Below are 12,320 nucleotides of genomic sequence, written 5' to 3' on the forward strand. Positions count from 1 at the left end.
GATGGATTGACCAGACGATACAGTTTTCCTGACGGGCATTGGGATTGGCCCGTCAAATTGACTCATCACCACGCCGTCCGTGCCGGGGACATGATTTTCACTGGCGGGCAAGTCGATCTGGATGCGCAAGGCAATGTGCGCAACATTGGCGATCTGACAGCGCAATGCAGAAACTCTATGGCCTATATGGCCAACCTGTTCTCTGATCTGGGTGTTGATTTCGATGATCTGGTGCGCTTGGTCGTCTATTACGTAGGGGATGCGAATGACGAAGGCCATTTACTGGAGCTTCTAGGCCAGATCATTGGCGACACGGCCCGCCCCGTGATCAGTATGATCAACATGCCAGAGCTATGTTATCCGGACATGCTCACAGAGATAGAAGGCGTTGCAATGCGGCGCCCAGACGGTGCCAGAATACCAAAACAATGCCATCGACTTGAGGACATGCCGTATTTGCCAGACGGGTTTTCACATGTGGTTCGTTCCGAGGATATGGTTTTTACCAGCGAGATGTCTGCCCTGACACCACATGGAACGGTAGAGGCCCCAGACAATATTCCAGCGCAAACTGCCAACACCATGGAGCGTTTGATGCGGGCGCTGTCGACGGTCGAAGCGGACTTGCACGACATCGTCAAGCTCAACACATTTTATCAAGATGATCTACATGGCAGTAGCTGGAAGAAAGCCGCAAGTCTAAGAGCTTCGTATTTCTCTGATCCCGGACCTTCAGCGACGGGAATCCCGGTTTCCAACTTTGCGCACGAAGGTCTGACGACCAAAATTGCGGCAACGGCAATTTGCTCGTCGGCGACTGATGAGCCCAAAAATTTTGCCTGGCTCGACGGGCATTGGAACTGGACCACACCGCTTCCGTACAAACACGGTAACAGGTGTGGCAATGTCATCCACATTGGCGGGCAAGTAGCCCTGGATCATCAGGCGCAAGTCCTTCAGCCCGGAGATATGGTCGCGCAAACCAAGATCGCAATGGATAACCTATCCAAAGTTCTAGCCGAGTTTGGTGCGACACTGGACGACGTCGTAAAAGTCACGACCTTCTATCAGGGAAGTGCTTCAGCGGAAGCGCTGCATGAAAACCTGCTGATACGCTCGAATTCTTACACGGCGCCGGGGCCTGCTACGACTGGCATACCCGTGCCCGCGCTTGTCTATGAAGGCATCGTGATCGAAATCGAAGCGATCGCAATATTGGATTGAACGCGCTGTTTTGGACCCGCTTTCACGCCGAGCCAGCAAGGGGCTGGTTCTTATCCGCGGGCTGGGCCACTCTGACCAATACAGCCATAAAACAGGGGCCTGACCATACCGTGCTATGACAAACGCCCTCTCACCGAAGCCGAGGTTCGGCACGCCGTGGATTGGGCCGGGCACGAAGGTTGGAACCCGGGTGTGCATGATGCCGAGTGCTTTCGCCCGACAGATCCTGATGGGTTTCTGGTGGGTTTCTGGATGGCGAGATGATCTCATCTGTTTCGGCAGTGAATTACGACGACAGATTTTCTTTTTTTTTGAGGTTCTACATCGTAAAGCCCGAGCTCAGGCACCACGGCCACGGGCTTGAAATCGCACAGCATGCGCTGAGCCATTGTACGGGCTGAAACATGGGCCTGGATGGCGTGGTCAAACAGCAGGATAACTATTTTAAGTCTGGCTTTTCTTTTGCTTATAACAACAATCGTTTCGCAGGGACAAAACACCAGATTCTGGCAAAGCTAGAGGCTGAGCCGAACAGCCATATATCGGATCTGAAACAAGCGTCTGATTAATTGAAGGTATATGATCGCGCTCTGTTCCCCGCACCACGCGATCTGTTTCTGGAAAGCTGGCTTGGTGCTTTCAGCCACGTTTCAAAGCTTTATACCGAGAACGGCAGGACTAGGGACTATGCAAAACTGCGCCCTTGTCTAACGGGTTATAAGATCGGCCCCCTATTTGCGGACACTGCAGAAATCGCTAGGGCGTTGCTGGCCGCTGTTCTCCCGTCGATTCCCGAGGTTCATAACGCACACGAAATGTTCATCGATATGCCACAGCCAAATGTATCGGCGTTCGCGTTGGCCGAAGAGCTTGGGCTGGAGAATGTCTTTGAGACCGCGCGGATGTATTCCGACCACGAACCCGAGATTGACCTGAACCGAATCTTCGGCGTGACGACGTTTGAACTGGGCTAGAAAGCCTTGAACGTCATCGTGGTCAGCGAGCGTTCGATATTGGGAATCACCAGCAGGTTTTCGTCGATGTAATGGCCCACATCATCGGTTTCGGGGATGTAGAGTTTCAGCAGCAGGTCATATTCGCCGCTGGTGGAATACAGTTCCGAGTGGATTTCGCGGAGGGCAATCTCTTCGGCTACCTTGTAGGTGGTGCCGGGTTTACAGCGGATCTGGATGAAAACGCAGGTGGACATGGGCCGGGCCTTGTTGGTTCGTGTTGACCGCAGGCTGGCACGGGCCGCGCCCGGGTGCAATCCCCTGCAACAGTTTGCACCGAAGGCTCAAAGCGGTCTGGATAGGCTGCTCTTCCGGGTCTATAAGCGCCCCAGAAGCAAAAGGAATTCGCCCATGCGCAGCGCTAAGATCAGCCGTCAGACCGCCGAAACCGAGATCTCGGTCGAGGTCAATCTGGACGGCACCGGCCAGTATGACAACCAGACTGGTGTTGGGTTCTTTGACCACATGCTTGACCAACTGGCGCGGCATTCGCTGATCGACATGACGATCCGCGCCAAGGGTGACTACCACATCGACGACCACCACACGGTGGAGGATACCGGGATTGCTCTGGGTCAGGCGCTGACGCAGGCATTAGGGGGCAAGAAGGGTATTCGCCGCTATGGCGAATGTCACCTGCCCATGGATGATGCACAGGTGCGCTGTGCGCTGGACCTGTCCGCCCGCCCTTTCCTGATCTGGAATGTGGACCTGCCGACATCCAAAATCGGTACGTTCGATACAGAGTTGGTGCGCGAGTTCTTTCAAGCGCTCAGCACCCATGGCGGCATAACCCTGCATGTCGACCAATTACACGGCTTCAACAGCCACCACATTGCCGAGGCCGCCTTCAAGGCAGTCGCCCGCGCTCTGCGTTTGGCGGTCGAGACCGATCCGCGCAAGGCGGATGCGATTCCCTCGACCAAGGGCGCGCTGTAGATGCTGACAGCCATCATTGACTACGAGAGCGGGAACCTGCACTCGGCAGAGAAGGCGTTTCAACGTATGGCGCGCGAGCTGGATGCTGGCGAAGTCGTCGTGACCTCGAACGCTGACATTGTTGCGCGGGCGGATCGATTGGTCCTGCCCGGAGATGGAGCCTTTTCAGCTTGCGCCACCGAGTTGCGCGGCCACAAGGGCATCTATGACGCGATGGTCGAGGCGGTCGAACAGAAGGGCCGACCGTTTCTGGGCATCTGCGTTGGTATGCAGTTGATGGCGACCAAGGGGCACGAATACTCCGAGACCGACGGTCTGGGTTGGGTTGCCGGTGATGTCGTGAAGATCGAACCCTCGGACAGTACCCTGAAGGTTCCGCATATGGGCTGGAACGATCTGGTTTTGGAAAGCGACCACCCGGTTTTTGACGGGGTGAAATCAGGTGATCACACCTATTTTGTCCACTCCTACCACTTTCGGGTGACCGATCCGGTCCAAAGATTGGCATATGTGAATTATGGGCAAGAGGTCACGGCCGTGATTGGCCGTGACACCATGGTCGGGATGCAGTTTCACCCTGAGAAAAGCCAGGACGTAGGCCTGCGCATGATCGGGAATTTCCTGACCTGGACTCCGTGATCGGTTATTGAACTCGGGTCCAATCCTGTCCACGGCAGATCAAACCACCCGCGACACAGCCTTTCACCGTCAGTTTGTTCTGCCCGTTCAGCGACATTTTTGAGTTGTAGGTCTTATCGCGATCCGGTGCCCAAATTTTGCCGCCGCTATAGGCACCGGCACCATCTGGCACCATGTCCCAGATGATCTGCTTCCCAAGGTTCTCGTACTCCAGTTGCTGATTGCCTTCAGCGTCAAACGCGCTGTCGATGGTACCGCAAATGGCACTGCCGCATTCGGATATCGTCACATGCAGATAACCGCCCGTATCTCCTGGGGCAGTCTTCCACAAACCGTCCACCGGATCGGCGGCAAAGGCGGTTGTGGCCATCGCAGCGAATATAGCTGCAAGAGTATATGTCTTCATTGTTGTCTCCCTGTTTTGCAGACAGTCTGACCCGCCGGTCGGTACCGGGCAAGATTGACTTTGCGTCGCGTTGCGCCCTTGCCCCGCCTGTGCGATATCCCGCGCGTGTAACAAAGATATAGGGCCGCCTGACATGATCCTCTACCCCGCTATCGACCTCAAAGACGGCAATGCTGTGCGCTTGCTGCGCGGTGAAATGGACAAGGCAACGGTCTTTAATGAAGACCCCGCCGCGCAAGCCCGCGCCTTTGTAGAAGCCGGCTGTGAATGGCTGCACCTGGTTGACTTGAACGGTGCTTTTGCCGGTGAGCCGGTAAACGCAGCCCCGGTTGAAGCTATTCTGAGGGAGTGCAATGTTCCAGCTCAGTTAGGTGGCGGCATTCGTGACATGGCAACAATCGAGGCCTGGATCGAGAAAGGCCTGGCGCGAGTGATTCTGGGCACTGTCGCGGTCGAGAACCCCGATCTGGTGCGCGAAGCAGCCAAAGCTTTCCCTGGCAAAGTCGCCGTCGGAATCGACGCCCGCAACGGCATGGTTGCCACCAAAGGATGGGCTGAAGAGACCAATGTTCAGGTCACCGATCTGGCGCGCAGTTTCGAGGATGCTGGCGTCGCTGCAATCATCTACACCGACATCAACCGGGATGGTGCGATGCAGGGACCAAATATCGAAGCCACTGCTGACCTAGCCAAAGCTGTCGACATCCCGGTCATTGCCTCGGGTGGTGTGTCTTCTATTTCCGACTTGATTGCCCTGCGTGATTGTGGCGCAGATTTGAATGGTGCGATCTCAGGGCGCGCGCTTTACGATGGCGCCATCGATCTGAAAGAGGCTCTGACAACACTCAGAGAATAGTACGATGCTCAAATCACGCGTGAAGCGATCCGAACTGCCAACCAAGAGTCTGCTGCATAGCCGGCTGGAAGATGGCGATTTTCTGGATTGTTTCAGCGTGGTTTCTGATCTTTCGCCGCGTCAGGCGGCAGAGATTATCACCAGTTTCCCTGCTTGGGCCAAAATGTTGGTTCGACTGCGCGGCATCCTGGTCGCCCCGTTTGGGCTTGATAATACAGGGCCAGAAGCAACTGATAAGGTGGGTATTTTTCCGGTTGAGCACGATGACGCGAGCGAGGTGATCGCTGGCTTCGATGACCTTCACCTCGATTTCCGAGTGTCTGTCTTTTCCGAAGACGGTCGTATTTCCCTCGCGACCTGGGTTCATCGACACAATCTGGGTGGGCGACTATATCTGGCGATTATTTTGCCTTTCCACATCCTGATTGCGCGCAACGCGCTTGCACGGGTGAGCCGCGCAAGCGCCTGACACGAAGCCATATTAGCCCGCTGCGGCTGTGGTCAGCTTTTTCAATGCGCCACGCATCTTTTCGATGACCGGTGACTTTTCGACCTCATCGAGTTCATCCATGGTCTCTTTTGGGTCTTCATAAGCCAGCCATACCTGACCATTCGCATCCTCATAAGCCTGCACCTTCAGAGGCAGAAATAACCCGGCGCGCGGATCGATCAGCATCGCAGGCGTGCCCAGTGCTGGATTGCCGAAGATAAGCACCTGATTGGGTGCAATCGGAGTACCGACCTTTTCTGCCCCAGCCGCGTGATCGATACGGGCAAATACAGTCGCGCCTGCATTGCCTACCGCAGCTTCGAGGGCGTCCAGCGCCTCGGCCACTGTTTTATTGGTTTGTACTTTGATGATGTCGTCAGCCATGGCGGACAGGGCGCCTCCGAATGTGATTATTGAAGCCAAAATAAGATGTCGCATCTGGATAATCCTTTTCATGAATTTCACCTCTAATTTCCATGGCTTCTCGGTAGATCACAATCACAAGTCTGGCATCGGCGAGGCTTTGCCGTTAGAGGTGCCCGCAACAGAGGATACCCAATGCTAAAAACCCGTATCATTCCCTGTCTGGATGTCGCTGATGGCCGCGTGGTCAAAGGTGTGAATTTCGTGGGCCTACGCGATGCGGGTGATCCGGTGGAGTCAGCCAAGGCCTATGATGCTGCTGGAGCCGATGAAATCTGCTTTCTCGACATCCATGCAACCCACGAAAATCGCGGCACCATGTTTGATGTCGTCCAACGCACGGCAGAGCAATGCTTTGTCCCCCTGACCGTGGGTGGCGGAGTTCGCACTAAGGATGATGTACGTGCCCTGCTGTTGGCAGGAGCGGATAAGGTCAGTTTTAATTCGGCCGCTGTGGCCAACCCGGATGTGATTGCTGAGGCGGCGGACCAGTTCGGCAGCCAGTGTATCGTCTGCGCCATCGACGCCAAAACCCTTAGCCCCGGCAAGTGGGAGATTTTCACCCATGGCGGTCGCAAGCCCACCGGTATCGACGCGGTTGAGTTCGCCAAGACCGTTGTCGCCAAAGGCGCGGGAGAGATCCTGCTGACCTCGATGGATCGCGATGGCACCAAGGCCGGATTCAATCTGCCCCTGACCCGCGCGATTTCAGATGCCGTCGATGTGCCTGTGATCGCAAGTGGTGGCGTAGGCAATCTGGACCATCTGGTCGAAGGCGTCGCAAAGGGCGGGGCCAGCGCCGTTCTGGCGGCCTCGATCTTCCATTTCGGCGAATACACCATCCAAGAGGCCAAAGAACATATGGCCGCCGCCGGCATTCCAATGAGGCTGACATGAGTATTCTGCACGATTTGGCCGCAACCATTGAGGCCCGCAAAGGGGCGGATCCTGACAGCAGCTGGACCGCCAAGCTGTTGTCCAAAGGCCCTGAGAAATGTGCTGAGAAATTTGGTGAAGAGGCTATCGAAGCGATCATAGAGGCAGCCAAGGGCGACAACAAAAAGCTGACCACTGAGGCGGCGGATGTGCTTTACCACTTGCTAGTCATGCTGGCCGCGCGCGATGTAGAACTGGACGATGTGTTGGCCGAACTGGCTCAACGCCAGGGCACCAGTGGCATCACTGAAAAGGCATCCCGGCCAAAAGGCTAAGCGGGTTTCGTGCAATTACCCGGCCCGCTATACTCCGGGTTCGGGTGCATTGAGGCAAAGGGCGCGCAGATGATCAGAGCTTTGGTGTTCGCAGCAGCACTTGCCACCCTCGCGGCCTGTGCCACCCCTCCCCCTTCCTCTGGAGATGAGGTCCAGCGGCTTGCTGCCGAGATCCAAAGCCTAGGCCCCGATATCGACCCGGAAGAAGCCACCCGCGCCGCCCGCATCGCCTATGCCTATACTGCGCAACTGGTGCAGGAATACGAAATCACCGACCCTCCGCTTATCCATAACGCCAAAGTCAATAAGGGTCTGCGTCCGCGTGGCCTGTGCTGGCATTGGGCTGAGGATATCGAGCGCCGTCTGGATCAGGAACAATTCCATACGCTCGAGTTGCACCGCGCTATCGCCAATGCGGATAATCCGTTCCGTATCGACCACAGCACCGCCATCATCAGCCGCAAAGGCGAGAGCATGTATGACGGCGTCGTCCTGGACCCCTGGCGCTATGGTGGAGTGTTATTCTGGTCGCCCTTGGTTGAGGACACCCGTTACGAGTGGGTTCCACGCGAAGTGGTTCTGGAAAAGCGTCGTAAGGAACAGGCGGGGCATATAACGTCATTGCCTGCGAATTAAACCCTGCTGGATGCCTGCTGGCTGGGGTATTCCCCATTCAACCAACCGAGAACCGGTAAGGTCGCCCAGATGGCGACCTCAAAGTCAAGTCTAAGGCATCGGCCTGGAAAATTACGCATGAAACGGGTCGCTCTGAGAGGGACAAACCGCCTAAGCCTGAAATTCCATTCATCATGGAATTTCGGAATGTATCAGACCACACTAACGCTTATCTTGTTCTTGCTTCCGCTCGCTTACAGCCCCGGGCCCGGAAACATGTTTTTTGCGGCCAATGGTGCGCGGTTTGGGTTCCGCGCTACCGTCCCCGCGAACGCCGGATACCACATCGCGACTTGGTTCGTGACAGCTGCAATCGGCTTTGGATTTCTGGCGACCATTGAGCGTTTTCCTCAACTATTTACGATCCTGAAAATCGCGGGTTCGCTCTATGTTCTTTGGATTGCATGGAAAATGCTGCGAGCGGGAACGCTTCAAGGTGCAGAGGACGCGAAGCCGGCCACGTTTATGGACGGTTCAATTCTGCTTCTGCTCAATCCAAAAGCATATGTCATCATAGCTTTGATGTTTACGCAGTTTCTGAGACCAGAAAGCCCGAGCAATTTCGCCCCTGTCATTCTGATCACGACCGTCTTTACACTTAACAACCTGATAGCATTCGTGGTGTGGACATTGGTTGGAGACTGGATCGCAAGCTTCTTCCGGTGCCCAGAAAGCGCCCAAAAACTCAACCGACATTTTGGGTCTGTTTTAGCAGCAGTGGCGATCTGGATGTTAGTATCGTAAGTTCGCTTGTTACGCGAAACTGTCCTGAGTGAAGAACCATAACAGGCGAGAAGTGTAGAACCTCACGCCAAGGTGTATATCACTTAATAGCAATGCCCCTAAGTATTCTGCCCTCTACAACTTAGATGAAATCACCCCGGTGGCGAACCCACCCATCCGCAGTTCACCAAACAAACGCTGATATTCGATTTTGGGGCAGCGGTTCATGACCACGTCAATATCGCGGGCCTGCGCTTTGGCAGCGGCCTCGGCATGTTCTACGCCGATCTGCATCCAGATCGTGCGTAGATTCGGCAACTCGGTCAAAGCCTCGTCAACGATAGGCGGAACGGCTTCAGAGCGTCGAAAAATATCAACCATGTCTACCGCTTCAGAGATCTCGGATAACGACGCCCTGACCGTCTGACCAAAGAGAGGTTTACCGGCATACCCCGGGTTCACCGGAATCACCGTATAGCCTTTGAGCGACAAGTAACGCGCAACGTAGTAGCTGGGCCTTACTGGATTCATAGATACTCCAACCACGGCAACAACCTTGGTACGTTTCAACACTGTGGTCAGGAACTGGTCAGAGTAATCAGGCATGATCGCACCCTAGACGCCCTGCCAAAAAGAAAAAAGCGCTCAGGTCTTGCCTGAGCGCCAGTTGTTGGAACGAGGGACAGTGAAATGACCCGCGGCAGTTCCATTCCGCGGTCACTGTGACATTTAAGCCTAAGTTTGTGAAAAAAAAGAGGGCGCGCGCATTTTTGTGATGACAAGTCACAATTGGCGGAGATTTGCCGATCAGTTATACAGTACTTGAGGCCAATGCCCCTCGGCCTCGCGAATGTTCTGCGACACGTTCTGTTTCCAGATACGCTCAATCGCTTCCGAATGGGTCAAGTACAACTTTCCGTCAACGATCTGCCATGCTTGCGGGTCAGTGCTGCTGAGCATCCCCTGCACCATCGCATACGCACAATATCCACCAAACTGAGGAGCAAAAGCCCGTGGGTTGCGCTCGAATCTGTCACGATTTTCTTCCGATGTGAACTGCCACACGGCCCCCTTCCACATCAGGGAAAAATCAGACTTCCCCAGCGCAGGCGTTCCGATCCTGAAGTATGAGACCGCATCATAGCCAGAAACAGCCAATCCGCCGTCCGAATAGAACATCGGCTTTTCCTGCGCTCTTACTGAAGGCGCTACGGCGAGACATGCGAGACTGGTTAAAAAGGAACGTCGGGACAGCATCACTGATTCATCGATTGATTTTGAGAGGGTTTTAAGTTGCACAATTCATCTGGTCACGAAAACCCCCATGACGCCCTTGTGAACACGCGTGCGGTCTTCAATCGAAAACGTCTTCAATAGCATCCCAGGCTTCGTCCAATACGCGCGAAAACAGGCCCTTTTTCTTCTTTGCCTTTTTCTTATTGTAATGGGCCGGCCTAGATTTTTGTACCGGATGATCAACAAGCTTGACCTTTGGAACCATCTTGAGGTTATGCAAAGGCGCACCACAGCTTGAGCAACTTAGTTCATGTTGCTGTTTCCCCCTAAGAACCAGCGCGGCGCGGGTTCCACAATAACAGCAGGTGGCGATTTTGTGCGGCGTGGAAATGTGAACCTCCTGTCATCTGGGCTGTGACGCATATAGTGCAATTGCGGCAGCATTTGAGACATTGAGTGACCCAAATCCGCCCGCCGCGTCAATCTTGACCAGCTGGTCCACAGTTTCTTTGGTCTTTTGACGCAGGCCCGGTCCCTCGGCCCCCAATACTAACGCTACTGGCTGCGTTCGTTTGCCCTCCAATACGGTTTCGATGGTTTCGTCTGCCTCACCATCCAGACCCAGAACCAAAAAGCCCATATCCTGCAGCGCATTGATCGTGTCAGCCAGATTACGGACACGCAGATACGGTTGCCGTTCCAACGCCCCGCTGGCAGTTTTCGCGAGTGCGCCCGTTTCAGGGGCCGAATGGTGCCGCGTGCCAATTACTGCACTTGCGCCAAATACTTCCGCTGAACGGAGAATCGCCCCAACGTTATGTGGGTCCGTTACCCGATCCAAAAGCAGCACACGCGGGTTTTCCTGCCCGATACAATTCTCGGCAAGTCCACCCCAGTCCAGTGGCTTGACCTCAAGCGCAGCCCCCTGATGAACAGAGCCTGGATCAATCGGAGCCGTGAATTTCCGTGGATCAACTACCTCGGCCTCAATCCCGGAAAAATCAATGGATTCGGCTAGCTTATCGCGGGCGTTTCGCGTCACGATCAAGCGTAACTTCTGCCGTTTCGGGTTCATCAAGGCATCACGAACAGCATGTAATCCAAACAGCCATACGGTTTCGGCAGCAGCAGCTTTTCGCGCCTGTTCTTTCTCGACGACCCACTTTGGTTTCTTCATTTTACGGGCCTCCGGGCCGGGAATTCGGTTTCCTGCGTCAAAGCGGTATTTTCCTGTTGACGCCCTTTAGACGCGCTAGTAATCACGCCTCCACGTCAGGTGCAACGCCTGACAGTGGGCGACAGGCCGCAAGGTGTGGCAGGGGACTGTAACTCCCTCGCGGAGACGCACGCCTGGTTCGATTCCAGGGTCGCCCACCATTCAGCTTCTCAGTCTTTGGGTCGGTAAATGCCATTTATGGTGTTCCAATTAGCTTTGCGTCCGCTTTGGTCGATTTTTTGTTTGTTGCAAATTGGAAATCTAGACTAATGCGAATGGCCCACATCCTCTAACTGGAAATTTGTCTCTGGTACTAGATAGGGCAAACCACTCGTAGATTAGTGTTTTCGAGACATTGATCTCTTTATTGTTGTGGTAATTGCTCCAACAGCCAGCCCTGAAATTGCTTTGCAAATTCATTCTCTTCATTGCTCGACAGGTAATATCCTTCGTTACTTTCGACGGTTGCCGGATGCGCCCTTTCAAGCACACCAGAATTGATCGCGTGTTTGATCAGAAGTTCGCTCACAAGCGCAATTCCATTGCCGTGGGCAGCAAAGTGCAAGGCCACACCGTACGAATCCGCAAAAATCTGAGGCTCCGGAACAGGCTCAACCTTTGCGGACCATTCTTTCCATCCGCTGGATGTGCCGACCGCTTCGATCAACGGCAAATCACTTACCCCACCTTTTAGGCTGGGTGATTTGAGGGCAATGAGCTGGTTAGGTGTGAGCAATCTGGCATTTCTTCCTACCTGTTTTTCCGATCCGAAGCGGATTTCTACATCTGCGCGTGCAGAACTGAACTCGTCCGGCCAGACCGCACTTAGAAGACGAACGCGGATATTCGGATGCCTCTTCCTAAATTCAGCAAGGTTTGGTGCGATAATCCACTGGGCAACACTGACTGACGATGCGATGGTCAAAAGGTTCTCTGACGGGCCAGTATCAAATGTATCTGTCGCTGCAGACAACACCCCCAGTGCCGCCCCGACCTGAGGCAGCAGTTTGCGCCCTTCGTCGGTCAGCGACAATCCACGCGCATGGCGCGTAAACAAAGCTGCACGCAGCCGTGTTTCAAGGGATTTTACCTGTTGGCTGACCGCAGATTGGGTCAGGCCGATCTCTTCACCGGCAGCGGTAAAACTCAGATGGCGCGCAGCGGCCTCGAACGCGCGAAACCAGGTCAGCGGGGGCAGCGATTTTTTCATGGGTCAAGTAAGCCATTAGTCTTTTTAATACATAAGCCCTTAAATCAATCGTTTGTCAA

19 protein-coding genes and 1 tRNA gene are annotated in these 12,320 nt (G+C 54.5%); 12 read left to right on the top strand and 8 right to left on the bottom strand.

The genetic code is table 11. The features are described 5' to 3' along the window. The first annotated feature begins 6 nt into the window (after positions 1 to 6). The 3 genes from ACRZ91_RS08590 (at position 7) to ACRZ91_RS08600 (ending at position 2,198) form a co-directional block, all read left to right on the top strand. Positions 7 to 1,224, top strand: a complete 1,218-nt coding sequence (locus ACRZ91_RS08590; RefSeq protein ID WP_480904251.1) for a RidA family protein — start codon at positions 7 to 9, stop codon at positions 1,222 to 1,224. Between the two features lie 404 nt (positions 1,225 to 1,628). Then, a complete protein-coding gene (locus ACRZ91_RS08595) occupies positions 1,629 to 1,793 on the top strand; it encodes a hypothetical protein (RefSeq protein ID WP_010442610.1) in 165 nt (54 codons plus the stop codon). After that, positions 1,794 to 2,198 carry a hypothetical protein gene (locus ACRZ91_RS08600; RefSeq protein ID WP_480904253.1) on the top strand — a complete coding sequence of 135 codons (405 nt, stop codon included), beginning with the start codon at positions 1,794 to 1,796 and terminating at the stop codon, positions 2,196 to 2,198. It abuts the gene before it with no gap. Here the strand turns inward: ACRZ91_RS08600 and ACRZ91_RS08605 are convergent. Beyond that, positions 2,195 to 2,434: an Lrp/AsnC family transcriptional regulator gene (locus ACRZ91_RS08605; protein WP_480904256.1), complete on the bottom strand. Its 240-nt coding sequence runs from the start codon at positions 2,432 to 2,434 to the stop codon at positions 2,195 to 2,197. The genes ACRZ91_RS08600 and ACRZ91_RS08605 overlap by 4 nt on opposite strands. 154 nt (positions 2,435 to 2,588) lie before the next feature. Here ACRZ91_RS08605 and hisB point away from each other — a divergent pair, with 154 nt between their 5' ends. Beyond that, positions 2,589 to 3,176: an imidazoleglycerol-phosphate dehydratase HisB gene (hisB, locus tag ACRZ91_RS08610; protein WP_480904259.1), complete on the top strand. Its 588-nt coding sequence runs from the start codon at positions 2,589 to 2,591 to the stop codon at positions 3,174 to 3,176. Continuing rightward, positions 3,177 to 3,815, top strand: a complete 639-nt coding sequence (hisH, locus tag ACRZ91_RS08615) for an imidazole glycerol phosphate synthase subunit HisH (protein WP_480904262.1) — start codon at positions 3,177 to 3,179, stop codon at positions 3,813 to 3,815. It abuts the gene before it with no gap. Positions 3,816 to 3,819: 4 nt separating this feature from the next. On the opposite strand, the gene ACRZ91_RS08620 is transcribed toward hisH, so the two are convergent. Then, positions 3,820 to 4,221, bottom strand: coding sequence for a DUF2147 domain-containing protein (locus tag ACRZ91_RS08620; RefSeq protein WP_010442615.1), 402 nt, complete (start codon positions 4,219 to 4,221; stop codon positions 3,820 to 3,822). Between the two features lie 133 nt (positions 4,222 to 4,354). Here ACRZ91_RS08620 and hisA point away from each other — a divergent pair, with 133 nt between their 5' ends. Both hisA and ACRZ91_RS08630 read left to right on the top strand, forming a co-directional pair. Continuing rightward, the gene (gene hisA / locus ACRZ91_RS08625) at positions 4,355 to 5,077 is read left to right on the top strand and encodes a 1-(5-phosphoribosyl)-5-[(5-phosphoribosylamino)methylideneamino]imidazole-4-carboxamide isomerase (RefSeq protein ID WP_480904266.1); all 723 of its coding nucleotides are present in this window, start codon (positions 4,355 to 4,357) and stop codon (positions 5,075 to 5,077) included. Positions 5,078 to 5,081: 4 nt separating this feature from the next. After that, positions 5,082 to 5,546 carry a DUF2867 domain-containing protein gene (locus ACRZ91_RS08630; RefSeq protein ID WP_480904269.1) on the top strand — a complete coding sequence of 155 codons (465 nt, stop codon included), beginning with the start codon at positions 5,082 to 5,084 and terminating at the stop codon, positions 5,544 to 5,546. 12 nt (positions 5,547 to 5,558) lie between these two features. Here the strand turns inward: ACRZ91_RS08630 and ACRZ91_RS08635 are convergent, their stop codons facing one another. Further along, positions 5,559 to 6,005: a DUF302 domain-containing protein gene (locus tag ACRZ91_RS08635; RefSeq protein WP_029622109.1), complete on the bottom strand. Its 447-nt coding sequence runs from the start codon at positions 6,003 to 6,005 to the stop codon at positions 5,559 to 5,561. Between the two features lie 120 nt (positions 6,006 to 6,125). On the opposite strand from ACRZ91_RS08635, the gene hisF reads away from it, so the two are divergent. The 4 genes from hisF to ACRZ91_RS08655 all read left to right on the top strand — a co-directional run bounded on the left by hisF (position 6,126) and on the right by ACRZ91_RS08655 (position 8,620). Beyond that, the gene (gene hisF, locus ACRZ91_RS08640) at positions 6,126 to 6,887 is read left to right on the top strand and encodes an imidazole glycerol phosphate synthase subunit HisF (RefSeq protein ID WP_480904273.1); all 762 of its coding nucleotides are present in this window, start codon (positions 6,126 to 6,128) and stop codon (positions 6,885 to 6,887) included. Then, entirely contained in the window at positions 6,884 to 7,201 is a 318-nt protein-coding gene (locus ACRZ91_RS08645; protein ID WP_480904276.1) for a phosphoribosyl-ATP diphosphatase, read from the top strand. The genes hisF and ACRZ91_RS08645 overlap by 4 nt, the downstream gene beginning before the upstream one ends. Positions 7,202 to 7,270: 69 nt before the next feature. Continuing rightward, the gene (locus tag ACRZ91_RS08650; protein WP_170543578.1) at positions 7,271 to 7,837 is read left to right on the top strand and encodes a hypothetical protein; all 567 of its coding nucleotides are present in this window, start codon (positions 7,271 to 7,273) and stop codon (positions 7,835 to 7,837) included. A gap of 186 nt (positions 7,838 to 8,023) precedes the next feature. Further along, on the top strand, positions 8,024 to 8,620 hold the full coding sequence (locus ACRZ91_RS08655; RefSeq protein WP_480904280.1) for a LysE family translocator: 597 nt from the start codon (positions 8,024 to 8,026) through the stop codon (positions 8,618 to 8,620). Positions 8,621 to 8,734: 114 nt separating this feature from the next. On the opposite strand, the gene ACRZ91_RS08660 is transcribed toward ACRZ91_RS08655, so the two are convergent. From ACRZ91_RS08660 to rlmB, 4 genes are all read right to left on the bottom strand, one after another. Further along, positions 8,735 to 9,205 carry a CoA-binding protein gene (locus ACRZ91_RS08660; RefSeq protein WP_480904283.1) on the bottom strand — a complete coding sequence of 157 codons (471 nt, stop codon included), beginning with the start codon at positions 9,203 to 9,205 and terminating at the stop codon, positions 8,735 to 8,737. Positions 9,206 to 9,406: 201 nt separating this feature from the next. Next, positions 9,407 to 9,778 carry a YHS domain-containing (seleno)protein gene (locus ACRZ91_RS08665; protein ID WP_170543575.1) on the bottom strand — a complete coding sequence of 124 codons (372 nt, stop codon included), beginning with the start codon at positions 9,776 to 9,778 and terminating at the stop codon, positions 9,407 to 9,409. Positions 9,779 to 9,953: 175 nt separating this feature from the next. Then, positions 9,954 to 10,226 (bottom strand): hypothetical protein, encoded by a 273-nt coding sequence (locus ACRZ91_RS08670; RefSeq protein WP_480904808.1) that lies wholly within the window; start codon positions 10,224 to 10,226, stop codon positions 9,954 to 9,956. Positions 10,227 to 10,238: 12 nt separating this feature from the next. Next, positions 10,239 to 11,012 carry a 23S rRNA (guanosine(2251)-2'-O)-methyltransferase RlmB gene (gene rlmB / locus ACRZ91_RS08675; protein WP_480456464.1) on the bottom strand — a complete coding sequence of 258 codons (774 nt, stop codon included), beginning with the start codon at positions 11,010 to 11,012 and terminating at the stop codon, positions 10,239 to 10,241. 116 nt (positions 11,013 to 11,128) lie between these two features. On the opposite strand from rlmB, the gene ACRZ91_RS08680 reads away from it, so the two are divergent. Further along, positions 11,129 to 11,212, top strand: a tRNA-Tyr gene (locus ACRZ91_RS08680). Positions 11,213 to 11,415: 203 nt separating this feature from the next. Here ACRZ91_RS08680 and ACRZ91_RS08685 read toward each other — a convergent pair. Beyond that, positions 11,416 to 12,261, bottom strand: coding sequence for a LysR family transcriptional regulator (locus ACRZ91_RS08685; protein ID WP_480904286.1), 846 nt, complete (start codon positions 12,259 to 12,261; stop codon positions 11,416 to 11,418). Positions 12,262 to 12,320 lie beyond the last annotated feature (59 nt).

The organism is Ruegeria sp. O11, assembly GCF_056535285.1.